Genomic DNA, 23047 nt, shown 5'->3' with positions numbered 1-23047 from the left:
GTCCACATGGTTCAGCTTTTCAGCTTCAGGATATAGGTCAGCACGCCGGCCATCGACTGGTCGAGATCGAGGAAGCCCTGGAAGTCCGAGCCTTCCATCCAGTAGCTGTCCCAGTTGCTGCGCTTGAGGGCTTTCTGCCAGACGTCGGTGGCGACCGCGCGCCTCACGGCGTCGAGCAGCACGGCCTGACGCGATGTCGGCACCGCCTTGCCGGTGAACACCCCGCGCCAGTTGGCCAGGTCGGCGTCGACGCCCTGCTGCCGCACGGAGGGCACGCCCATGAACGCACTTCGCGATGACACGCCGATCGCACGCAGCTTGCCGCTGGCGATGTGCTCGCTGAATTCGCTGTAGCCGGAGATGCCGGCGATGGCCTTGCCCGACTCCACCGCCGACACCACCTGCGCGCCGCCCGGGAAGGGCAGGTAGACCAGCGCGGAGGTGTTGCCGGCCGCGCGCGACAGGATGCCCGCGAACATGTGATCGACGCCGCCGGCGGAGCCGCCCGCGATCGCGGTATTGGCCGGATCGGCGCGCATCTTCGCGATCAGGTCCTTGGCGGTCACGATCGGCGAGTCACCCTTCACCACCACCACCTCGTAGTCGCTGGTCAGCCGCGCCAGCGGCGCGATGCGGCTCATGTCCACCGCGGGCTTCTGCAGCGCGATGGCGCCGACCATCACCATGCCGCTCATCAGCACGGCATCGGGGTCGGCGTCGTACTTCTCGACATAGCGCGCCAGCCCGATGGTGCCGCCCTTGCCGCCGATGTTCTCGTACTCGACCTGCGCCACCGCGCCGGCGGCCATCATCGCCGCGCCGAGCGCGCGGCCCGTCTGGTCCCAGCCGCCGCCCTCGTTGGCGGGAATGATGATGCGCAGCCGCGGTATCGCAACTGCGGCGGCCGCGGGCTTCGAGGCCTGGGCCAGCACCGATGCCGGTGCGATGCCGGCTGCCGTGGCTGCGAGCCACGAAGTGAAGATGCGTCGAGTTGAATCCACCATTCGAGTCCTCCCTGACAAGTGTGTCAATTTGTTGCAACGGAAGGAATCGTACCGACGGCTTGCGAAATCGCCACGGCTGCTGTCGTGAAGAAACAGCCGCCGCCTGCCAACAAAATCTCGGAATCGGGGCGGCGTACGGAGGCTATTGGAATGCCACCTCCGCAAAGCTGCGCAGCTTGCGGCTGTGCAGGCGGCTCGAGCCCTCGCGCCGCAACACGTCGATCGCCGCCATGCCGATGCGCAGGTGCTGTTCGACGCGCTCGCGGTAGAAATGGTTGGCCATGCCCGGCAGCTTGATCTCGCCGTGCAGCGGCTTGTCGCTGACACACAGCAGGGTGCCGTACGGGACGCGAAAGCGGAAGCCGTTGGCGGCAATGGTGGCGCTTTCCATGTCCAGCGCCACCGCGCGGCTCTGGCTGAAGCGGCGCTGCGGCTGGTTGCCGGGCAGGAGCTCCCAGTTGCGGTTGTCGGTGCTCGCCACGGTGCCGGTGCGCATGATCTTCTTGAGCTGGGTGCCCTGCATCCCGGTGACATCGGCCACCGCGCTCTCCAGCGCGAGCTGGATTTCCGACAGCGCGGGGATCGGCACCCACAGCGGCAGTTCCTCGTCGAGCACATGGTCCTCGCGCACGTAGGCGTGGGCCAGCACGTAATCGCCCAACTGCTGCCCCTGGCGCAGGCCGGCGCAATGGCCCAGCATCATCCAGGCATGCGGGCGCAGCACCGCGACGTGGTCGGTGATGGTCTTGGCATTGGCCGGGCCGACGCCGATGTTGACCATGCTGATGCCGCTGCAGTCCTCCCGCACGAGGTGGTAGGCCGGCATCTGCGGCAGGCGCCCGGGCGGCGTGCCCTGGCTGCCGTCGAGCAACGCGCCGTAGAAGGCGCTCGAGCCCGCCGCCAGCCCGCGCCGGCGCGTGACGACGTTGCCGGGTTCGATGAAGGCGATGTACTCGCTGTTCTCGTCGGCCATGGCCTCGCGCCCCAGGCGCACGAACTCGTCGATGTAGAACTGGTAGTTGGTGAAGAGCACGAAGTTCTGGAACCACTCGGGCGCGGTGCCGGTGTAGTGGCGCAGCCGGTGCAGCGAGTAGTCCACCCGCGCGGCAGTGAAGAGCGCGAGCGGCTGCGCCTCGCCCGGCCGGGCTTCGAAGGTGCCGTTGGCGATGCCGTCGTCCATCGCGGCCAGATCGGGCAGGTCGAAGACGTCGCGCATCAGCACGCGCCGCTCCTCGCTCATCGTGCCCTCGATGTGCTCGTTCTCGGCGAAGGAGAAGTGGATCGGGATCGGCTGGGTGCTGGTGCCGACCTCGAGCTCGACTTCATGGTTCTCGAGCAGCAGGCGGAATTGCTCGCGGTAGTAGCGCTCGAAGAGGTCGGGACGCGTCAGCGTGGTCTCGTAGCGGCCCGGGCCGGCCACGAAGCCATAGCTGAGCCAGGCGTTGGCCGCCGGGGTGCGGCGCGAGACCGTGTGGGTGTGCACCCGCACGAAGGGATAGCAGGCGCGCACCCGGCCCGGCAGGCTCTCGCCGGCGACGAAGCGCTGCATCGCCTCTCGCAGGTGCGCGAGGCCGCTGTCATAGATCAGCCGCACCTGCTCGAGCACGGCGACGGGATCGGCGAAGCGGGCCGGGGCGATGAAGGTGGGCATGTAGGGCATGGCACGATTGTGCCGCCAGTGCCGGGGCCTGATCCGGGTGCACCGCAGTGCTCGGCGCCCGCGCTGTCTCCGCCTCACAGCAGCTCGTTGAAGACATACAGCAGGTTGTCCTTGCACCGATGCCGCAGTCCACGCCGGGCCCATGCGTCGCCGTTCAGCTCGCTGCAGTCATGCATGTCGCGCTCGAAGATCGCCTCGAGCTGCGCGGCCAGGGCGTCGTCGCGCAGGCCGAGCGTGATCTCGTCGTTGGTCTCGAAGGACCGGTCGTCGAAATTGCTCGATCCGATCGCACACCACGCCGTGTCCACGGTCATCACCTTCTGGTGCAGCAGGCACTTCGAATACTCGAAGATCCGCACGCCGCCCGCCAGCAGGAGGTGGAAGTTCCGATGCGCCGCATGCTGGACCATGGGCATGTCCGAGGCTTCGGCGGACGGCACCATCACCCGGACGTCAACGCCGCGCTTCGCCGCATCGCACAAGGCCTCGATCGCCTCGCTGTCCGGCAGGAAGTAGGGGTTCTGGATCCAGATCCGCTTGCGCGCGATGCACGGCACCAGGTGGTGCAGGATCTTCACGGCCGGCGGGGACCCTTCCGGCTTGAGACTGGCCACGTGAATGGCAACCTCGCCCACACGGGCGAGCGGCGGAAACACCTCGTCACCGACGAACAGCTCGCCGGTGTCCTCCACCCAGTTCTCGCTGAAGGCGCCCTGCACGGCATGCACGATCGGCCCGCGCAGACGCACGCCCAGGTCGCGCACGTGCTCGCGGCTCTCGCCGTTGCCGAGCCAGCTGTCCACGATGCAATGGCCGCCCACCATCGCCACGCGGCCGTCCACGACCAGCAGCTTGCGATGATCACGGTCGTTGAAGACGCCGATGTTGCGTATGTGCCGGGGGTGATGCATGCGGAGATTGCAATCTCCGGAGCGCAGGCACTCTGCATCGCGGCCCATCTCCTTGCCGCCGTCGGCATCGACCAGCACGCGCACCTTCACGCCGGCACGCCGGCGTTCGATCAACGCGTTCGCCAGGCGCTCACCCAGCTTGCCTTCCTTCCAGAGAAAGGTCTCGAAGTGGACGGAAGCCCGGGCCTTGGCGATCTCCTCGAACATCGCGTCGAAGAACGCGCCGTTCTCCAGCAGTTCGACCGCGTTGCCTTCGTAGACCGTGCCCTGCGTCAAGCCCGAAAGCGACGGCAGGAGGTCGGCGATGGAAGCATCGCACTCGACCACCAGCCGGGGATCACGATGCCTGCGGATGGACCAGATGACCAGCCCGAGCACGACGACGAGCGTTGCCAGCGCCAGCAGGGCCCACCCGGACCTCAGCCAATCGAGCAAACCGGGGCCCATGCCGACCGCAGCCGCGTGTCAGCGCTTGGGATCGATGCCCTTGATCGGATCCTTCCGCACATCCTTCCCGATCTCCACGACCTTGTCCTCGTTGGCCTCGTCGCGAAACTCGCCGGGTTGTTTCTCGGTGCTCTTCTCCATGTTGTCCTTGACGCTCTCGCGGTCGGTCGTTTGCGACGGCTCCTTCGTGTTCATGGCAGCTCCTTCAGGTGGGCGCCCGGTCCGCAGCGTGGCATCGTGCGGATCCTCCGGCGCATCCACAGCATCGTCAAGGCGACGGCGGCGCGCTGTCAGGCAAGAAGAAGTTCGTGCGTCAGCTACACGGCCCGGTCCTCCAGCGCCCTGCTTGCCCGGCGATAGATCAGGATCATGGAAAAAAGGCCAAAGAAGGACATCATGGTGGCGGTCAGCGCGCCGGCGAAGAGGACACTTGGAACCGCATCGTCCGCCGCGAGGAGCGCGAGCACCAGGCAGGCAGCCCACAGCAAACCCCAGCGGAGGATGTAGATGTCCATGTACGTCTTCAGCCACACGTAGTTCCGGGTCCTGATCGCCGCACGCTCGGGCGCGCTCACATGCGCCGGCGTCGGCTCCAACGCGGCATTGGGCCACCAGAACCGGATCCAGACCGAGCCCGCGCGGGCACTTTCCTCGGAGGGGGTCATCGGGACGAAGCCTCTACCCCGGCATCGGTTCGCGCATGGTGACGAACTCTTCCGCCACGGTCGGATGAATGCCGATCGTGCTGTCGAACAACCGCTTGGTCGCGCCCGCGCGCATCGCGACCGCGAAGCCCTGCACCACCTCGCCCGCATCGGGCCCCACCATGTGCAGGCCCACCACGCGGTCGGTGTCGCGCTCGACCACCAGCTTCATGAAGGTGCGCTCGCCGCTTTGCGAGAGCGTGTGGCGCAGCGCCTTGAACTCGCTCGAGAACACCCGGACCTTGCCGAACCTCGCGCGCGCCTCGGCCTCGGTGTAGCCGCAGGTGCCGATGTTGGGATGGGTGAACACGGCCGTGGGCGTGAACTCGTAGTCCAGCTCGCGCGGCCCCGGGCCGAACAGGGTGTCCACCACCACCATGGCCTCGGCCAGCGCCACCGGGGTGAGCTGCTGCTTCGTCGACACGTCGCCCACGGCGTAGACCGAGGGCACGGAACTGCGGTAGTGCGCATCGACCACCACGCCGCCGCGCTCGTCGAGCTCGACACCGGCCGCCTGCAGGCCCAGGCCCTCGGTGTTGGGCACCCGGCCGGTGGCATAGAGGATGACATCGGCCTCCACGCGCTCCCCGCGCGAGAGCAGCGCGCACAGGCCGCTGTCGAGGCGCGTGATCATGTCGATCTCGCAGTTGAAGCGGATGTCGACGCCGGCGCGGCCCATCTCCTTGGCCAGGAACTGGCGCACGTCCTCGTCGAAGCCGTTGAGCAGGTGCGGCCCGCGGTACAGCTGCGTGACCTGCGCGCCCAGGCCGTTGAAGATGGAGGCGAACTCGCAGGCGATGTAGCCGCCGCCCACCACCAGCAGGCGTTTGGGGAAGGGGTCGAGGTCGAACATCGCGTCCGACACCACGCCGAGCTCGCGGCCCGGGAGCTCCGGCACGAAGGGCATGCCGCCGGTGGCCACCAGGATGTGGCGCGCAGTGTGCTTCTTCTCGCCGATCTGAACGGTGTGCGCATCGGCCAGGCACGCCCAGCCCTGGATCAGCCTGACGCCCGCGCCCTCGAGGAGGTTGCGGTAGACGCCGTTGAGGCGGGCGATCTCCTTGGCGCGATTGGCCTTGAGCTGGTTCCAGTCGAAGCGCGGGGCGCCGTCGAGCGTCCAGCCGTAGCCGGCCGCCTCCTCGAAGGACTCTGCATAGCCGGCCGCGTAGCTGTAGAGCTTCTTGGGAATGCAGCCCACGTTGACGCAGGTGCCGCCCAGCTCCGCGCATTCGGCCAGCGCAACGCGTGCGCCGCGCTGGGCCGCCATGCGTGCCGCGCGTACGCCACCGCTGCCGCCGCCGATCACGAAGAGGTCGAAGTCGAATGTTTGCATGGAAGCCGCTCCTTGCGGCCGACTGTAGCCGGCCGAAGGAAATGCTGCCGCCGCATGAGCGGGTTCGCTCACGCTTTCACAGCCTCTCAGGGCCGGTCGAACTGCGGCCCGGAATCCCGCGAGGTCCAGCGCTGCCGCGGATCGCTGCCGCCCGCACGCTGCTGCTGTTGTTGCTGTTGCTGCAAGGCACGCTGCTGGTGTTCCTGCGCCTGGCGCAGCGTGTTCTGTTGCTGCATCTGCATCTGCTGGATCTGTTGCTGAGCCTGCATCTGCTGCTGCGCGCGCAGGGCCTGCTGCTGTTGAACCAGCTGGAGCTGCTGGGCCTGGGCCTGGGCGGCGCGCTGCTGCATCTCCTGCTGGGCGCGCAGCGCCTGCTGTTGCTGTTGTTGCTGCTGCAGCTGGAACTGCTGCTGGGCCTGAGCCTGCGCGGCGCGCTGCTGGAACTCTTGCTGCTGGCGCAGCGCATCGCGTTGCTGCATCTGCTGGAGCTGCTGGCCGGATTGCGGCTGCTGCGCTTGCTGCATCTGCTGGAAGCGCTGCATCTGCTGCAACTGAAGCTGCTGCTGTGCCTGGGCCTGCGCCTGGACGGCGCGCTGCTGAAACTGAAGTTGCTGCTGCGCCTGCTGGGCTTGGTGCGCCTGCTGGGCTTGCTGCAACTGCTGCGCCTGCTGGAACTGCTGCTGTCGACCGCGCAGGTCGGGCGGCGGCAGGGCGCTCGCCGAACGCCCGAAGCCGCCGACATGCCGGTCGCCGCGCGCCGGGATCGGCGCGGTGGCGACGATCGGCAGTTGCGCAGTGGCACCCTCCGGCGTGCGCAGGAAGTCGCGGCGGGCGATGGGCCCGCGGCCGAAGATGTCCACCGGCACCAGCGAGAGCGCACCCGGCGTATTGCGGTGCAGGTAGTCCGCGCGCGCAAGTTGCCGCTGGTAGGCGACGGCACGGTTGGCCTCGTCGATGTAGCGCTGGCTGGCGCGGTAGCCCGGGCGCCACGGTTCGCCGGGCGCGAGCGGGAACCACCCGACGCCCGGGCGTCCGCCAGCCGCCACGTTGGCATGCACGCCGCCGCCCACGAAACCGACCAGCGCCGGCGCATACACCGGCCGCGTGTTCGCCCGCCCCGGCACCCAGGCCCAGCGCGGCCCGATGCGCGCCCAGCGGCCGTAGTGCGAAGGCGCGAAGCCCCAGGGTGCGGCGTCGACCCAGGTCCAGCCCCAGGGCGCGATGTCCACCCATTGGCCGTCGCGGTACGGCGCCCAGTCGGCATCGACGCTGCGCGGATACCAGACGTTGCCGTAGGTGGGATCGCTCTGCCAGTCGCCATAGCGGTCGAGCTGCTGGTAGCCCAGCACGTCGCGCGAGACATAGCGCGCAGAGATCGACTGGTCTTCGAGCCGGTCGCGCTCGGCCACCCAGCGGTCGAACGCGTCGCCGGCGCGCACGGGAGTGCTGCTCACCGCCGCCAGCTGGCGTCCCGACACCGTGAGCTGCTGGTGGGCGCCGAGGGCCACCGATTCGCCGTTCTCGCCATAAAGCGTGAGGCCGCCGGCAGCGACCGCCACGCGCGTGGTGCCGGCGGCCGGGTCGACCTCGATGCGGTAGTCGCCGGGGGCCTCGACCACCACCGCCAGGTTGGCGGTGTCGATCTCCAGGCGCTGCCCGGCCGGGGCCTCGCGCACGCGCAGTTGCAGGCGGCCGCGGGTCGCGGTGAAGCGGGCGCTGTCGTCTTCGAGCTCGGACACCACCAGCATCGTCTGGTCGTCCAGGCGCAGCGCGGTCGAATCCACATGCAGCTCGGCCCGCGCGTTGCGGTCGGTCCAGAGCCGGTCGCCGGTGGTGATCGGCCGGTTGGGCACTGCGTCGTACCAGCTGTCGTCGCCCGCCGGCGAGAAGCTGACGGTGCCCTGCTGCTCGTCGAGGCGAGCCACGCGGCCCGGGGGGTCCTGCTGCGCCCAGGCCGCGGCGCCGGCGGCGAGCAGCAGCACCAGGCCCAGCAGCCAGCCGACGGCGCGGCGGGCGCCGTGTGAAGTGGTGCGATGTTTCATGATCGGTCCTCGGGTCCAGACCCTGCAACGCGCCAGGGCGGGCCGGCGCTGGCAACTGCATTGCAAAGCTTTGGAACTATCCCGCGAGCGGCGCAACCGCGTGTAAGCAAGGGGCTTATCGCATCCCAGTCCGGTTGCTCATCGGATGGCTGAGGAAGAAACGCAGCATCTCGGCGCTCGCATCCGGCCCGGCGGGGTCGGTGAAGGAGCCGTCGGCGCTGCCGCCGGCCCAGGCGTGGCCGGTGCCGTGCAGCAGCCAGTGCTCGACCATGATGCCGCCGCGGGCATCGGCATAGGTCCAGCGGGTGAAGGCGCGGCCACCCTCCGAGCGTCCCCGCATCTCGTGCGCCGGCGGATGACCGCCGCCCCCCAGCAGCGCCCCCACCGCATCCGCCGCCACCTGCGCCCCGTTGCGCGGATGCACCGTCTCGTCGGCGTCGCCGTGGAAGACGATGGTCGGCCGCATCGGACCGCCGGCGCTCGCCTTGCCCGGGCCGTTCTTCATCGCGCCGAGCGCCGAGAGGAGGTCGCGCGCCACGCCGCTCGGCAGGCCCGAGTGCACGCCCACGGCGGCGAAGAGCCCGGGATAGGTCCGGCCCAGGATGTCGGCCATCGAGCCGCCGGCGGACAGGCCCGCCACGTAGACGCGTGCCGGATCGGCCCCGTGCTCGCGCATGGCCGCCTGCGTAAGCGCCGCCAGCAGTGCGGGCTCGCCCCGCCCGGCCTGCTGGTGCTGCGGCAGGAACCAGTTCCAGCACTTGCCCGCGTTGGCCCTCTGGGTCTGTGTCGGATAGATCACGAGGAAGCCGAGCTCGGCGGCGATCCGGTTCATCCGCGTCCCTGTGGCGAAGTCCTCCGGATCCTGGGTGCAGCCGTGCAGCATCAGCAGCAGCGGGCGGGGCCTGCCGGCACCGCGCCCGGGGACGAAGAGCTTGTAGTCCACGTTGCGGTGCTGGTGCTCGAAATGGCCATCGAGCCACTGGTCCGGCGCCGCGGGCGGCAGCAGGCCGATGCGCCGCAAGGCGCGCGGCACGGCGCGCGCCCAGCGTGCAATTCGTTCGAACAGGGATGTCAAGGGAGGGGCGGGCAAAAAGGGCCGATTGTCGGCCCTCGTGCCCCCTGCCTGCCTATTTGTACAGCAGCTGCGGCAACCACAATCCGATCTGCGGCCAGATGTACAGCATGAGGATCGCCAGCACCTGGATGCCCATGAAGGGCAGCATGCCGAGGAAGATCTGGTTCAGCGTCACATGGGGCGGGCTCACGCCCTTCAGGTAGAAGGCCGCCATGGCGACCGGTGGCGACAGGAAGGCAGTCTGGAGGTTCATGGCCACCAGCAGCCCGAAGAACAGCGGGTCGACGCCGAAGTTGTCCAGCAGCGGTATGAAAATGGGCATGAAGATCACGATGATCTCGGTCCATTCCAGCGGCCAGCCCAGGATGAAGATGATCACCTGGCTCAGCACCAGGAACTGAACCTTCGAGAGGTTCATGCTCAGGACCCATTCCTCGACCAGCTGCTGGCCGCCGAGCAGCGCGAAGGCGGCCGAGAAAATGGCCGAGCCCACGAACAGCCAGCACACCATGGCCGATGTCTTGGCCGTGAGGAAGACCGATTCCTTGAGCACATCCAGCGTCAGCCGGCGGTAGGCGGCGGCCAGCAGGAAGCCCCCGAGGGCGCCCATGGCTGCCGCCTCCGTCGGCGTGGCCAGGCCCAGCACGATCGACCCGAGCACCGCCACGATGAGGATCATCAGCGGGAAGAACGAGGCCAGCAGCATCTTGAAGATCTCGAGCCGCGCGAAGCTGAGAAACAGGTAGAACAGCGCGACCATCGCACCGATCAGCGCGAAGCAGACCCACCACCAGGTGGGCGCCGGCCGCGTGGTGGCGCCCTCCGCGGCGCCGGGCTTCGCGACGGGGGCTACCGCAGCACTGCCGGACGGCAGCTGCGCGGCGCGTGTGCCCGCACCCGGGGGCTCCTGCACGGCGCCGGCGCCTGGCGGCTCGGCAAGCCCGCCCTCGCTCGGTGGCTCCTGGAGGCCGCCCTCGTTCTCGGCGGGCGGCTCCTGCAACCCGCCCGAGGCCGGCTCGGGTGCGCTGCGCCGGGCACCGATTTCCTGAATGTCGTACTGCTCCGCCGCCTCCACGGTGGTCACGGCGCGATAGGTGGTGACGGCCATCAGCGCGAAGAGCAGGCCGGGCAGCAAGACGATGCCGAGTTGCCGCAGCAGGAACCCGGCGGGCACCTCGGCATTGCGGCGGCCCTTGAGCCCGGCCACCAAGCCCGCGAACGCGTGGCGCGTCGGATCGGGCGTGATCAGCTGCGTCAGCGGCGGCAGCGGCACCGCGCGATCGGCGGCCGAAAGCGGGGGCGCCCAGGCGGGCTTGAGCTTGGCGACCAGGATCACGTAGAGCACGTACAGCGACGCCAGCAAAACGCCGGGAAAGAAAGCGCCGGCGTACAGCTGCACCACCGATACGCCGGCGGTAGCGCCGTAGACGATCAGCAGCACCGAAGGCGGGATCAGGATGCCGAGGCAGCCGCCCGCCGTGATCGCCCCCGCGGACAGCGGGATGCTGTAGCCGGCGCGCAACATGGCAGGCAACGCCAGCAGCCCCATCAGTGTCACCACGGCACCGACGATGCCGGTGGCCGTGGCGAAGATCGTGCAGGTCACCAACGTTGCCACCGCCAGCGCGCCCGGCAGCCGGGCAAGTGCCAGGTGCAGGCTCTTGAAGAGGGTCTCAATCAGGTTGGCGCGCTCGACCAGGTAGCCCATGAAGACGAACAGCGGTACCGCGATCAGCACGTCGTTCGCCATCGTCTTGTAGGCCGCCTGCACCATCAGGTCGAGCGTGTGCGTGATGTTCCTGTCATAGGCGAACCAGGTGAAGATCATGCCCATGCCCATCAGCGTGAACGCCGTGGGAAAGCCCAGCATGATCGCGACCACCACCAGCGACAGCATCAGCAGGCCGAGGTGGCCGTTGGTGATCGTGTCGGCGCGCAGCAGCATGATCCCCGCCGCGGCGACGATCAGCACCATGAACGACAGGCCGAACCAGAGTTCGCGCCGGATCATGGCCTGGCCTCCTTGGCAACCACCACCGCGTCCAGAGCCCGGATGTCGGCATCGTCCACGTGCACCATTTCCTTGAGCTTCGCGACGTCCACTTCCTCGACGTCCTGCTCGCGCGAGGGCCATACGCCGTCGCGAATGCACTGCACGCAGCGCACGATCTCGACGACGCCCTGCAGCAGCAGGGTGACGCCGGCGAGCGGGATGACGTACTTGAACGGATAGAGCGGGAGCGGATCCGCGGAGAAAGTCTGCTCGCGGATCGACAGCGACTCCCCGGCATAGATCCAGCCGGCCCAGGTCAGCGCGACGATGCCCGGGAGGAAGAAGAGGATGTACAGCGTCAGGTCGACGATCGCCTGCGTGCGCGGCCGGAAGAAGCCGTAGAGCACGTCGCCGCGCACATGGCCGTTCTTGGCGAGCGTGTAGGCGCCGGCGGTCATGAACAGCGTGCCGTACAGCATGATCTGCGCGTCGAGCACCCAGGCATGGGGCCGGTTGAGCGCGTAGCGGGAGAACACCTCCCAGCTGATGAGCACGGTGAGCAGCACCGCGCACCAGGCAAAGGTCTTGCCGACCCAGGTCGAGAAGCGGTCGACCGCCAACAGAAAAGATTGCATTGAGAAACCCTGGCGCCCGGGGCGCGGAAAAAAGGAGGGGCACCGCAGTGCCCCTTGCCATGGCCGGTGAAGGTCAGGACTTCTTGGCCTGGCGGCCGAAGTAGTGGTTGTAGGCCATCTTGAAATCGACGGTGTAGTCGTTGTACCACTGGCCTGCACGCTCCGCGAAGGCTCGTTGCGAATCCAGCACCTTCTTGAACGCAGGGTTCTCCGTCGCCTTCTTGGCCACTGTCTTGTCCCACGAGGCGAGCTGCGCGCGCAGGATCGCGTCGGGCGTCTTGTAGAACTTGATGCCGGCCTTCTTGAGCTCGATATAGTCCGCCGAATTGCGCTCGATCGCCTTCCAGCTCATGTCCGCGCTTGCGGCTTGCACGCCGTACTCGATGATCGCCTTCAGCTCGGGCGGCAGCGCGTTGAGCTTGGAGCGGTTGAACAGGATCTCGAACTGCTCGCCCGACTGGTGGAAGCTCTGCAGCATGCAGTTCTTGGCCACGTCGGGGAAGCCGAGCACGCGGTCGCTGGAGGCGTTGTTGAACTCGGCAGCGTCGATCAGACCGCGGTCCAGTGCAGGCACGATCTCGCCGCCCGGCAGCGGATTGACCGCCGTGCCCATGTCGGTGAAGACGTCCACTGCCAGGCCCACGGTGCGGAACTTCAGGCCCTTCATATCCTCGACCTTGGCCACCGGCTTCTTGAACCAGCCCAGTGGCTGGGTCGGCATGGGACCGTAGAGATAGGAGGCGACATCCAGGTTCAGGCCCTTGTAGATCTCGTCCAGCAGCGCCTTGCCGCCGCCGTAGTTGTGCCAGGCGAGCACCATGTTGGCGTCCATGCCGAAGCCCGGGCCCGAGCCCCACAGCGCGAGTGCCGAGTTCTTGCCGTACCAGTAGGCGACCACCCCGTGCCCGCCATCGAGCGTGCCCTTGGCCACGGCATCCAGCAGCTGGAAGGCCGGCACCACGGAGCCGGCGGGCAGCACCTCGATCTTGAGACGGCTGCCCGCCATGTCGTTCACCTTCTTGGCGAAATCCTGCGCGTACTCGTGGAAGATATCCTTCGCCGGCCAGGTGCTCTGGAAGCGTAAGGACGTGGTCTGCGCCATGCTGACCATGGGCGCGGACATGGCGCCGGCCGCCACAGCTGCGCCCTTGAGGAGGCTGCGGCGGCGGTTCGGTTTGGTGTCGGTCATTGTGTATGTCTCCGTAGATGTGACTGGAAAAAACCCAGACTCCCATCTTTGACACGTGAACAAGCGTGACAAAGAGGGTTTTCACGAACTGGTGAAAAATCATCTATCGGGCTGTGCCCCGCTCTACGCACAAACCCTAGTCCACTGAAAGGAAGAAAGCGCCATGACCCCAGCAGCCTCCAACTCGCCAGCCGCGGACAGCACATCGGCTGGTGAACAGCCGGACATCCGGCCCGCGGAGGGCTACGCCGGCGACGTGCTGCCCGAACTGGCCCACGCCTGGATGACCCATGGCGAGGCCGTGCTCGTCGACGTGCGCAGCGACGCGGAGCGCGAGTGGGTGGGCTATGTGCCTGGCGCCATCGGCCTGGCCTGGAAGCAGTGGCCGGGCATGGCCTTCAACCCCGGCTTCGATGCTGGCCTGCGCGCTGCCGTGCCGCCCGGCAAGAAGGCCGTGCTGTTGTGCCGCAGCGGTGTGCGCTCGATCGCGGCCGCGCGCCGCGCCACCGAGCTGGGCCTGGAGGCCTACAACATCCTCGAGGGCTTCGAGGGCGACGCCGACGCCGAGGGCCACCGCGGGCGCAAGGGCGGCTGGCGCCTGCGCGGCCTGCCCTGGAAGCAGAACTAGGCGCGAGAAACCCGAAGTCCAGTTGCCGGCCATCCAGTGCGCCGACGAGGCGGCATGTGGAAGTCTCTACCCGCCGCGCGACGCTGCGCTCATTTCTGGGGCGGAATCCGCAGCTTCTGGCCCGGATAGATCTTGTCCGGATGCGTCAGCATCGGCTTGTTGGCCTCGAAGATCGCGTTGTACTTGTTCGCGTCGCCGTAGTACTTCTTGGAAATGGCTGAGAGCGTGTCGCCCTTCACCACGTCGTGGTACTGCGCCGGGTCGGCGGCAGGCGCGACGAGCTGGTTGTCGACCTTCGTCACGTTGGCCACGTTGCCGGCGGCCAGCGTGGCCTTCTCGCTGGCTTCCTGCGAGGGCGCGCTGCCCTTGAGCGTCACCAGGCCTTCGGCAGCGACGTAGGTCACTTCGAGATTGGTGAGGCCGAGGTTCTGCGTCTCGATGTAGGTCTTGATGGCGGCGCCCGCCACCTTGTTGGCATCAGGCTCGGCGGCTTGGGCGGACGAGCCGCCGAACAGTTTTTCTCCGGCCTCCTTGATGAAACTGAGCAATCCCATGGGTTTCTCCTTGTGCCTAGGTTGAGGGACGCCCACTGTAACGGCTGGCCGTGACGCCCCCACGTAGGCGGGCATCGCAACTGCAAGCATCTGTCAGGACTAGGGACCGCAACAGCCAATTCGGAAGTGCCTGCCTTCACTCCCGAATCGACTGTTACGGCCCACGCCGCAATAATGCGCCGCATGGCATTCCTCGCAATCGACATCGGCAACACCCGGCTCAAGTGGTCGCTCTACGACGCGGCCAGGCCGGGTGCATCGCTGCTTGCGCACGGCGCCGAGTTCCTCGACCACATCGAACGGCTGGCCGACGGACCCTGGGCCGAGCTGCCCGGACCTTCGTCGATGCTGGGCTGCGCGGTGGCCGGCGACGCGGTGCGGCGGCGCGCGGAAGAACAGGTGGTCGAGCGCTTCGATTGCTCGCCGCGCTGGGTGGTGTCGAGCGCGGCCGAGGCCGGGATCGTCAATGGCTACGACCACCCGACGCGGCTGGGTGCCGATCGCTGGGTCGCGATGATCGGCGCGCGCCACCGCATGCTCGCCCAGGGCCCGGCGCGCCCGATGGTGGTGGTGATGATCGGCACCGCCGTCACGGTGGAGGCGGTGGATGTCCACGGCAAGTTCCTCGGCGGCCTGATCCTGCCGGGCCACGGCATCATGCTGCGCGCCCTCGAGTCGGGCACTGCCGGCCTGCATGTGCCCACCGGCGAGGTGCGCGAGTTCCCCACCAACACCAGCGACGCGCTGACCAGCGGCGGCACCTATGCCATCGCCGGCGCGGTGGAGCGCATGGTGCAGCATGTGCGCGCACACGGCGGCGCCGAGCCGGCCTGCTACATGACGGGTGGCGCGGCATGGAAGATGGCGCCGAGCATGAACGGGAACTTCGAGCTGGTGGACAGCTTGATCATGGACGGGCTGCTGGTGATCGCGCAGGAACGCTTGCTGGCGTCTTGATGTCAAGGAGCCAAGAGTGCCTCGTGCCTTCGCCGCCGCCCTGCTCGCTTCGATGCTCGCGCTCGGCGCCTGCACCGTTCCGGCCCCGCGCACCGCCACCTCTGCACCCACCCGCCCCGCGAGCTGGGGCCCGCCGGAGGCGCTGGTGGCGCCCTCTTCCTTCTCAGGCGTCCACGGCCTGGCGATCGATCGCCAGGGCCGCCTGCTCGCCGGCACGGTGGTCGGCAGCCAGCTGTGGGTCGTCGACCGCGCGACCGGCGCCGCGCGTGTGCTGATCGATGCGCCCGACGGGCAGGCCGACGACGTCGCGGTCGGCCCCCGGGGCGAGCTCGCCTGGACCAACTACCTGACGGGCATGGTGCGCTTGCGCGAGCACGACGGCGCGCCCATACGCGTGCTCGCCAAGGACCTGCCCGGCATCAATTCGCTCGATTTCGACCGCAGGAACGGCAAGCTCTACGCCTCGCAGGTCTTCCTCGGCGACGCGCTGTGGGAGATCGACGTCGCCGGCCAGAAGCCGCCGCGCCTGATCAAGAAGGACATGGGCGGCTTCAACGGCTTCGAGGTGGGGCCGGACGGCCTGCTCTACGGTCCGCTGTGGTTCAAGGGCCAGGTGGCGAAGATCGACCCCGCCGACGGCCGGCTCACAGTGATCGCCGAGGGTTTCCAGGTGCCGGCCGCTGCCAACCTCGACGGCAAGGGCAACCTGTGGGTGGTCGACGCCCGCAGCGGCGAGCTGGTGCGCGTCGAGCTCGCCAGCGGGCGCAAGACGGTCGCGAAGCAGTTCAAGCCCTCGATCGACAACCTCGCGATCGCGCCCGAAGGAACGATCTACGTCTCGAACATGGCCGACAACTCGGTGGAGGCCTTCGAGCCGGAGACCGGCACCTCGCGCCTGCTGACCGGTGGGCAGCTGGCGGTGCCGGCCGGCCTCAAGATCGACGGCGATACGCTCTTCGTGGCCGACATCTTCGGCTTCCGCCAGGTCGATGCGAAGACCGGCGCCGTGCGCGACATCTTCCGCATGCAACGCGACCCGGAGCTCGACTATCCGTTCAGCGTGGGGCTGTCGGCCTCGCAGATCGCGCTGTCCTCCTGGTTCACCGGATCGGTGCAGCTGGTGGATCGCAGGACGCTCAAGACCACGGCCGTGCTGCACGGCCTGAAGGCGCCGGTGGATGCGATCCCGATGCCCGACGGCAGCCTGCTCTATGCCGAGATCGCCACCGGCAGCGTGACCCGTGCGAGCGGCCCCAACTTCGAGACCCGCCAGCTCGTCGCCAGCGGCCTGGGCGGGCCGGTGCAGATGGTGATGGGTCGGGACGGCGCGCTCTACCTGACGGAGGCCGCGGGCAAGCTCACGCGCATCCCGCTCGACGCGAGCGCCCCGCTGCGCGTCGTCGCCAACGGGCTGGCGCTGCCCGAAGGCCTGGCCCAGACGCCCTGGGGCAGCTTCATCGTCGCGGAGAGTGCGGCACGGCGGCTGGTGGAGATCGACCCCGCGAACGGCACGCGCCGCACGGTTGCCGAGAACCTGCCGATCGGCCTGGCCGGCGGCCCGGGCCTGCCGCCGTCCTATGTGCCGACCGGCGTGGCGGTGGGTGCCGACGGCACCATCTACCTATCGGCCGATCGCGACAACGGGCTCTATCGGATCCGGCCGCAGCGCTGATCGCGCTGGATGAGCCTAAGGTGGGCACGCCGCGCCGCGCATAGCCAATTGGCGCAAGCGGCGTGCCGGCGGCGCGCCTAGAGTGGGGCATGCAGTACACCCACGAACACGTCGCGATCCAGAAGACGCTGCGGCGCTTCATCGACGAGGAGATCAACCCGCATGTGGACGAGTGGGAGGCGGCAGAGAGCTTCCCCGCGCACGCGGTGTTCGCGCGGCTCGGCGCGCTGGGCCTGCTGGGGCTCAACAAGCCCGAGGACTACGGCGGCGCCGGCCTCGACTACTCCTACGCGATGGCGATGGCCGAGGCGCTCGGCCATGTGCGCTGCGGCGGCGTGCCGATGGCCATCGGCGTGCAGACCGACATGTGCACGCCCGCGCTGGCGCGCTTCGGCAGCGATGCGCTCAAGCGCGAATTCCTGGCCCCCGCGATCGCGGGCCGGACCGTGGGTTGCATCGGCGTCAGCGAGCCCGGCGCCGGCAGCGACGTGGCCGGGCTGAAGAGCCGCGCGCGCAAGGACGGCGGCGACTACCTCATCAGCGGCCAGAAAATGTGGATCACCAACAGCCTGCAGGCCGACTGGATGTGCATGCTGGTCAACACCGGGGACGGGACGGGAGAAGCGGGCGGCAGTCCTCATCGCAACAAGTCGCTGGTGATCGTGCCGATGGACAGCCCCGGCATCGAGCGTGCGAAGAAGATCCGCAAGATCGGCATGCATTCGAGCGACACCGGCCTGATCTATTTCGACGAGGTGCGGGTGCCGCAGCGCTATCGCATCGGCGAGGAAGGCCAGGGCTTCGTCTACCAGATGCAGCAGTTCCAGGAAGAGCGCATGTGGTGCGCCGCCAGCTCGCTCGAGCCGATGGAGGACTGCATCCGCGAGACCATCGAATGGGCGCAGGAGCGCCGCCTCTTCGGCGGCACGCTGGCCGACCAGCAGTGGGTGCAGTTCAAGCTGGCCGAGCTGCAGACCGAGGTGGAGGCGCTGCGTGCCCTGACCTACCGCGCCTGCGACCTGCATGTGCAGGGGGAGGACGTGACCGCGCTGGCTTCGATGGCCAAGCTCAAGTGCGGGCGCCTCACGCGGGAGGTGGCGGATACCTGCCTGCAGTTCTGGGGAGGCATGGGGTTCACGTGGGAGAACCGGGTTTCGCGTCTTTATCGGGACGGGCGGCTGGCCTCGATCGGGGGAGGGGCCGATGAGGTGATGCTGGGGATTCTGGCGAAGACGATGGGGATTGCGAAGCGGCCTTTGCGCGATTGACTTGGATCCCTTCCCCTTTGGGGGAGTTCGTCTGATTCAGTCTGATTTCATACGGTGCGCTTGGGTTTGAGGCAGGAGCCGGAAGTTCGCCCCGGCGGGCGAGTCACTTTCTTTGTCTCGCCAAAGAAAGTAACCAAAGAAAGGCGACCCCACTGGCCGCGACCCGCAGCGAAGCTGCGGGCAACCTGCGGTGCTCGCTTTTCGCGGGGTCCGCGCAAACTCGCCTTCGGCTCAAACACGCGCGGCCCTTTATCCGCGAAAAGCTCCGCTCCTCGGCGCGGCCAGAGGGGACTTGGAATCCAACGCGCCATGGCGCGTCCTTGTGTGGTGTGCAGGTTGGCGTGAGCTCCGGGTCTTCGCTCATGCTGACACTCGCGCACACGCACGTGCTCGTGCTCGTGCTCGTGCTCGTGCTCACGTTCGTACCCATACGCACACACCTGTTCGAGGCCTCGCGCAGCGAGGCCGTTGATGGCCGAGCGAAGCAAAGGCCCGTCCCATATCCCCTCTGCGCGTGCCGAGAAGCGCAGCTTCAGGCGGAAAAAGGGCCGCGCGTGTTTGAGCGAAGCGAGTTTGCGCGGACCCCGCCTGAAGCGAGCACCGCAGGTTGCCCGTAGCGAAGCGGAGGGACGCGCGCAGTGGGGTCGCCTTTCTTTGGTTACTTTCTTTGGCGAGACAAAGAAAGTGACTCGCCCGCCGGGGCGAAATCCCGGCTCCGGCCTCAACAGAACAGCACCGTACGAAATCGACAACCCGACGGCCCCCCCGGCCTCCAAAAGAAAGAGCAAGCCAGCAGAGCCCACTACGTGGAAGTCCGTACACCCCCGGTCAGCCAGCAGTCAGCCGCCCCCGACGACCCTCGAACGGTTCACAACGAGGATCGAGACAATGCGTATCAAGAGTCAGGCTGACTTCTATTCGGGGGTCATGTTCACCGTGGTCGGAGGGAGCTTCGCCATCGGCGCCACCAGCTACAACATCGGAGACGGCGCCCGCATGGGCCCCGGCTATTTCCCGCTCATGCTGGGCATCCTGCTGGCACTCCTAGGCGCCGGCATCATGTTCCAGGCCCTGGTCATCGAAACGGCAGACGGCGAGAAGATCGGCAAGTGGGCGTGGAAGCCGCTCACCTACGTGCTCGGCGCCAACCTCGCCTTCGGCGTGCTGCTCGGCGGCCTGCCCTCCATCGGCCTGCCGGCCATGGGCATGATCATCGCGATCTATGCGCTGACGATCATCTCCAGCATGGCCGGCGCGCATTTCAAGCTGCGCGACGTGCTGGTCCTCGCCACCATCCTGGCGGTGGGCAGCTACGTGGCCTTCATCTGGGCGCTCAAGCTGCAGATCCAGGTCTGGCCGACCTTCATTTCGGGCTGAGGACGAGAGCGCCATGGACCTGATCCACAACCTGGCGACCGGCTTCGGTGTCGCCTTCACCTTCACCAATCTGCTGTATTGCCTGATCGGCTGCATTCTCGGCACGCTGATCGGCGTGCTCCCCGGCATCGGCCCGGTGGCGACCATCGCCATGCTGCTGCCGGCCACCTACGCGCTGCCGCCGGTGTCGGCGCTGATCATGCTCGCGGGCATCTACTACGGGGCGCAGTACGGCGGCTCCACCACGGCCATCCTGGTCAACCTGCCGGGCGAGTCGTCCTCAGTGGTGACCTGCATCGACGGCTACCAGATGGCCCGGCAGGGACGCGCGGGTCCAGCGCTCGCGGCGGCCGGCCTGGGGTCCTTCTTCGCCGGCTGCGTGGGCACGCTGATCCTGGCCGCCTTCGCACCGCCGCTGACCGAACTTGCCTTCAAGTTCGGCCCGGCCGAGTACTTCTCGCTGATGGTGCTGGGCCTGATCGGCGCGGTGGTGCTGGCCTCCGGCTCGCTGCTCAAGGCCGTGGCGATGATCGTGCTGGGCCTGCTGCTGGGCATCGTCGGAACCGACGTGAACTCGGGCGTGGCGCGCTTCAGCTTCGACATCCCGGAACTGACCGACGGCATCGGCTTCGTGGTGATCGCCATGGGCGTGTTCGGCTACGGCGAGATCATCGGCAACCTCTCCCAGCCCGACGACGAGCGCGAGGTGTTCACCTCCAAGGTCAAGGGCCTGTGGCCGACGAAGGAGGACTTCAAGAACATGGCGCCCGCGGTGCTGCGCGGCACCACGCTAGGCTCGGCGCTGGGCATCCTGCCCGGCGGCGGCGCGCTGCTGGCGGCCTTTGCGGCCTATGCGCTGGAGAAGAAGATCAAGATGCGCCCCGGCGAAGTCGCATTCGGCAAGGGCAACATCCGCGGCGTGGCCTCTCCCGAGTCGGCCAACAACGCCGGCGCGCAGACCTCCTTCATCCCGCTGCTGACGCTGGGTATTCCGCCCAACGCGGTGATGGCGCTGATGGTGGGGGCGATGACCATCCACAACATCCAGCCCGGTCCGCAGGTGATGACCAGCAACCCGGAACTCTTCTGGGGCCTGATCGCCTCCATGTGGCTCGGCAATGCGATGCTGATCATCCTGAACCTGCCGCTGATCGGCATGTGGATCAAGCTGCTCACCGTGCCCTACAAGTTCCTGTTCCCGGCCATCGTGCTGTTCTGCGCGATCGGCGTCTACTCGACCAACAACAACACCTTCGATGTCTGGATGGTCGCGATCTTCGGTTTCGTGGGCTACGCCTTCCTCAAGCTGCGCACCGAGCCGGCGCCGCTGCTGCTGGGCTTCATCCTGGGGCCGATGATGGAAGAGAACCTGCGGCGCGCGCTGCTGCTGTCGCGCGGGACCTGGAGCGTGTTCGTGTCGCGGCCGCTGTCTGCGGGGCTGCTGGCTGCGGCGCTGCTGTTGCTGGGGATCGTGCTGCTGCCGTCGATCAAGGCGAAGCGCGAAGAGGCATTCGTCGAGGACTAGGCTCTCATACTTGCGGGGCACGTCATCCCTTCCGGGGCAACACCTCCACGCAAAAAAGCCGGGCCCAGCCCGGCTCTTCTCTTTGTGGAGCGCTGCGCTTCAGATCGCCAGGCGATCGCCGCGCGCGGCTGCGCGGGCCTGGATGCGCGCGCTGGCGCGGTCGACGGTCGAATCGACACGCGTCACGCCTTGGCCGTAGCCTTCCGCGTACGGATTCGCGCTGCGAGCGGCAGCGATTCCTTCCGAGCGAACCGAAGCACGCTCGACCGAACTGGCGATGCTGGTCACGCCCTGCCCGGCCACATCGCTGAATGGATCGCCGCTGCGCGCAGCCGCGACGCCTTCGGCGCGGACCGCGGCACGGGCCTGGGTCGACGTGACCTTGGCGACGCCGTCATAGGTTTCTGCCTGCACGCCTGCGGCAGCGAGGATCGCGAGCGCAAAGCCGGAGAGGAGCTTGGAAGCGGTGTTCATGTCGGATTCCTTCAAGGAGTTGAATGGGTTGGTGTGGAATGAAGTTTGCGCCCGCAAGGCACCTTGCGGATGTGCGTTTTCGCACCCCGGCGTTCATGTCGTGGAAACAATGCGCGGCGATGCAGCGGTGTCGTTCACGCTGTGGCAGGGGTCGTCTGCGCATGGCCGTTCGCGGTGGCAACCGTCTTCGGCTCCAGGAAAGCTTCCATGCCGAAGACGCCGAACTCCCTGCCGATGCCCGATTGCTTGACGCCGCCGAAGGGCGCGCTCAACTCGGGTGCGATGCGGTTGACCAGCACGGTGCCGGCGCGCAGTCGCGAGGCCACGCGAAAGGCACGCTGCGGCTGCGACGAGAAGACGTAGGCCTGCAAGCCGTACGGCGAGTCGTTCGCGATGTCGACGGCTTCGTCCTCGTCGCCATAGCCGATCATCGAGAGCACCGGTCCGAAGATCTCCTCGCGCGCGATGTCCATGTCGTTGCGCACGCCGGCGAACACCGTGGGCCGGGCGAACCAACCCTTGGCGAGACCGTCCGGGCGGCCCTCGCCGCCGGCCACCAGCGTCGCTCCCTGCGCCAGCCCGCGGCGGATGAAATGCTGCACGCGCTCAAACTGCGCCTTGCTCGCGAGCGGTCCGACCGCGGTGGCGGCGTCGCGCGGATCGCCCACGCGCAGGGCGGCCACCGCTGCCCGCACGCGTTCGATGGCCTGCGCCATGTGCAGGCTCGGGACCAGCAGGCGCGTGCCGGCCACGCAGGCCTGGCCGTTGTTCATGAAGGCGGCGTTCAGCGCCATGGGCAACGCGGTGGCCAAGTCGGCATCGTCCAGCACCACGGTGGCCGACTTGCCCGAGAGCGCGAGGCTCACGCGCTTCATGGTCTCCAGGCCCGCGCGCGCAATGAGCTTTCCAGTCTGCGTCGAACCGGTGAACGAGATCTTCGAGATCCCCGAACTGGTGGCAATCTCGTCGCCCACGTCGCTGCCGCGCCCGAGCAGCACATTGACGACGCCGGCCGGAAGACGCGCGTCATGCAGCGCCTCGGTCACGACGTGCGCCTGCAGCGGGCCCAGTTCGCTGGGCTTGACGACCGACGCGCAGCCCGCGGCAATGGCCGAAGCCAGCTTGCTGCAGATGCTGCCGGCAGCGCTGTTCCACGGCGCGATGAGGCCGGCGACGCCGACCGGTTCCATCACCACCGTGGCATCGCCCAGGCGGCGTTCGAAGGCGTAGTCCTGCAGCATTTGCGCCGTGCTGGCGAAGCATTGCGCGGCGTAGTTGCTGACCCATTGCGAACGGGCCAGCGGGCCGCCGTACTCTTCGATCGTGGCCTCGCAGATCTGGTCGGTGCGCGCCACCATGGCAGCCTCGAGGCGCCTGAGCATCTCGATGCGCTGTGCCCTGGTGCTTCGCGCCAGCGCCGGCTGGGCCCGGTTCGCGGCAGCGATCGCGCGTTTCGCATCCTCGCGATTCGCCAGCGTCACCGTGCCGATGACTTGCTCGGTCGCCGGGTTGCCGATCTCCAGCCGCTCGCTGCCCTGCACGGGCACGAAGGCGCCGTCGATGTATGCCTGATCGATGTGCCACATGGCCGCTTCCCCT

20 protein-coding genes are annotated in these 23047 nt (G+C 67.9%); 6 read left to right on the top strand and 14 right to left on the bottom strand.

The window, feature by feature from the left end:
- Positions 1-11 precede the first annotated feature (11 nt).
- The 11 genes from E5P3_RS04235 to E5P3_RS04185 all read right to left on the bottom strand — a co-directional run bounded on the left by E5P3_RS04235 (position 12) and on the right by E5P3_RS04185 (position 12993).
- Entirely contained in the window at positions 12-1004 is a 993-nt protein-coding gene (locus E5P3_RS04235; RefSeq protein WP_162584824.1) for a Bug family tripartite tricarboxylate transporter substrate binding protein, read from the bottom strand.
- Between the two features lie 142 nt (positions 1005-1146).
- Positions 1147-2664 carry an AMP nucleosidase gene (locus tag E5P3_RS04230; protein ID WP_162584823.1) on the bottom strand — a complete coding sequence of 506 codons (1518 nt, stop codon included), beginning with the start codon at positions 2662-2664 and terminating at the stop codon, positions 1147-1149.
- 74 nt (positions 2665-2738) lie between these two features.
- Positions 2739-4022, bottom strand: coding sequence for a phospholipase D-like domain-containing protein (locus E5P3_RS04225; protein ID WP_162584822.1), 1284 nt, complete (start codon positions 4020-4022; stop codon positions 2739-2741).
- 18 nt (positions 4023-4040) lie between these two features.
- Positions 4041-4217, bottom strand: coding sequence for a hypothetical protein (locus E5P3_RS04220; RefSeq protein ID WP_162584821.1), 177 nt, complete (start codon positions 4215-4217; stop codon positions 4041-4043).
- Between the two features lie 122 nt (positions 4218-4339).
- Complete coding sequence (locus E5P3_RS04215) at positions 4340-4687, bottom strand: hypothetical protein (RefSeq protein WP_162584820.1); 348 nt, start codon at positions 4685-4687, stop codon at positions 4340-4342.
- A 13-nt stretch (positions 4688-4700) separates the two neighbouring features.
- Positions 4701-6059: a glutathione-disulfide reductase gene (gene gorA / locus E5P3_RS04210; protein WP_162584819.1), complete on the bottom strand. Its 1359-nt coding sequence runs from the start codon at positions 6057-6059 to the stop codon at positions 4701-4703.
- Between the two features lie 86 nt (positions 6060-6145).
- Positions 6146-8101: a DUF6600 domain-containing protein gene (locus E5P3_RS04205; protein ID WP_162584818.1), complete on the bottom strand. Its 1956-nt coding sequence runs from the start codon at positions 8099-8101 to the stop codon at positions 6146-6148.
- 115 nt (positions 8102-8216) lie between these two features.
- Positions 8217-9176 carry an extracellular catalytic domain type 1 short-chain-length polyhydroxyalkanoate depolymerase gene (locus E5P3_RS04200; protein WP_232072978.1) on the bottom strand — a complete coding sequence of 320 codons (960 nt, stop codon included), beginning with the start codon at positions 9174-9176 and terminating at the stop codon, positions 8217-8219.
- 52 nt (positions 9177-9228) lie between these two features.
- Positions 9229-11187 (bottom strand): TRAP transporter large permease, encoded by a 1959-nt coding sequence (locus E5P3_RS04195; RefSeq protein ID WP_162584816.1) that lies wholly within the window; start codon positions 11185-11187, stop codon positions 9229-9231.
- Entirely contained in the window at positions 11184-11804 is a 621-nt protein-coding gene (locus E5P3_RS04190; RefSeq protein WP_162584815.1) for a TRAP transporter small permease subunit, read from the bottom strand. Before E5P3_RS04190 ends, E5P3_RS04195 begins: the two co-directional genes overlap by 4 nt.
- Positions 11805-11877: 73 nt before the next feature.
- Positions 11878-12993 (bottom strand): TRAP transporter substrate-binding protein, encoded by a 1116-nt coding sequence (locus E5P3_RS04185; RefSeq protein ID WP_162584814.1) that lies wholly within the window; start codon positions 12991-12993, stop codon positions 11878-11880.
- Positions 12994-13156: 163 nt separating this feature from the next.
- Here E5P3_RS04185 and E5P3_RS04180 point away from each other — a divergent pair, with 163 nt between their 5' ends.
- Complete coding sequence (locus tag E5P3_RS04180) at positions 13157-13621, top strand: rhodanese-like domain-containing protein (protein WP_162584813.1); 465 nt, start codon at positions 13157-13159, stop codon at positions 13619-13621.
- A gap of 89 nt (positions 13622-13710) precedes the next feature.
- Here the strand turns inward: E5P3_RS04180 and lysM are convergent, their stop codons facing one another.
- Positions 13711-14175, bottom strand: a complete 465-nt coding sequence (gene lysM, locus E5P3_RS04175; protein ID WP_162584812.1) for a peptidoglycan-binding protein LysM — start codon at positions 14173-14175, stop codon at positions 13711-13713.
- A gap of 183 nt (positions 14176-14358) precedes the next feature.
- Between lysM and E5P3_RS04170 the strand changes: the two genes are divergently transcribed.
- The 5 genes from E5P3_RS04170 to E5P3_RS04150 all read left to right on the top strand — a co-directional run bounded on the left by E5P3_RS04170 (position 14359) and on the right by E5P3_RS04150 (position 20974).
- Positions 14359-15132 (top strand): type III pantothenate kinase, encoded by a 774-nt coding sequence (locus E5P3_RS04170; protein WP_162584811.1) that lies wholly within the window; start codon positions 14359-14361, stop codon positions 15130-15132.
- 16 nt (positions 15133-15148) lie between these two features.
- Complete coding sequence (locus E5P3_RS04165; RefSeq protein ID WP_232072976.1) at positions 15149-16804, top strand: hypothetical protein; 1656 nt, start codon at positions 15149-15151, stop codon at positions 16802-16804.
- An 89-nt stretch (positions 16805-16893) separates the two neighbouring features.
- Entirely contained in the window at positions 16894-18072 is a 1179-nt protein-coding gene (locus E5P3_RS04160) for an acyl-CoA dehydrogenase family protein (protein WP_162584810.1), read from the top strand.
- Positions 18073-18960: 888 nt separating this feature from the next.
- A complete protein-coding gene (locus E5P3_RS04155; RefSeq protein ID WP_162584809.1) occupies positions 18961-19449 on the top strand; it encodes a tripartite tricarboxylate transporter TctB family protein in 489 nt (162 codons plus the stop codon).
- Between the two features lie 13 nt (positions 19450-19462).
- Positions 19463-20974 (top strand): tripartite tricarboxylate transporter permease, encoded by a 1512-nt coding sequence (locus E5P3_RS04150; protein WP_162584808.1) that lies wholly within the window; start codon positions 19463-19465, stop codon positions 20972-20974.
- Between the two features lie 99 nt (positions 20975-21073).
- Here the strand turns inward: E5P3_RS04150 and E5P3_RS04145 are convergent, their stop codons facing one another.
- Together E5P3_RS04145 and E5P3_RS04140 are read right to left on the bottom strand one after the other, a co-directional pair.
- Positions 21074-21448, bottom strand: a complete 375-nt coding sequence (locus E5P3_RS04145) for a helicase SNF2 (protein WP_162584807.1) — start codon at positions 21446-21448, stop codon at positions 21074-21076.
- A 134-nt stretch (positions 21449-21582) separates the two neighbouring features.
- Positions 21583-23034, bottom strand: coding sequence for an aldehyde dehydrogenase family protein (locus tag E5P3_RS04140; RefSeq protein WP_162584806.1), 1452 nt, complete (start codon positions 23032-23034; stop codon positions 21583-21585).
- Between the last annotated feature and the right edge of the window lie 13 nt (positions 23035-23047).

This window comes from Variovorax sp. RA8 (assembly GCF_901827175.1).
Lineage (GTDB): Bacteria > Pseudomonadota > Gammaproteobacteria > Burkholderiales > Burkholderiaceae_C > Variovorax.
The sequence above is the reverse complement of the archived record's forward strand: the minus strand, read 5'-3'. Positions and strand labels throughout refer to the sequence as shown.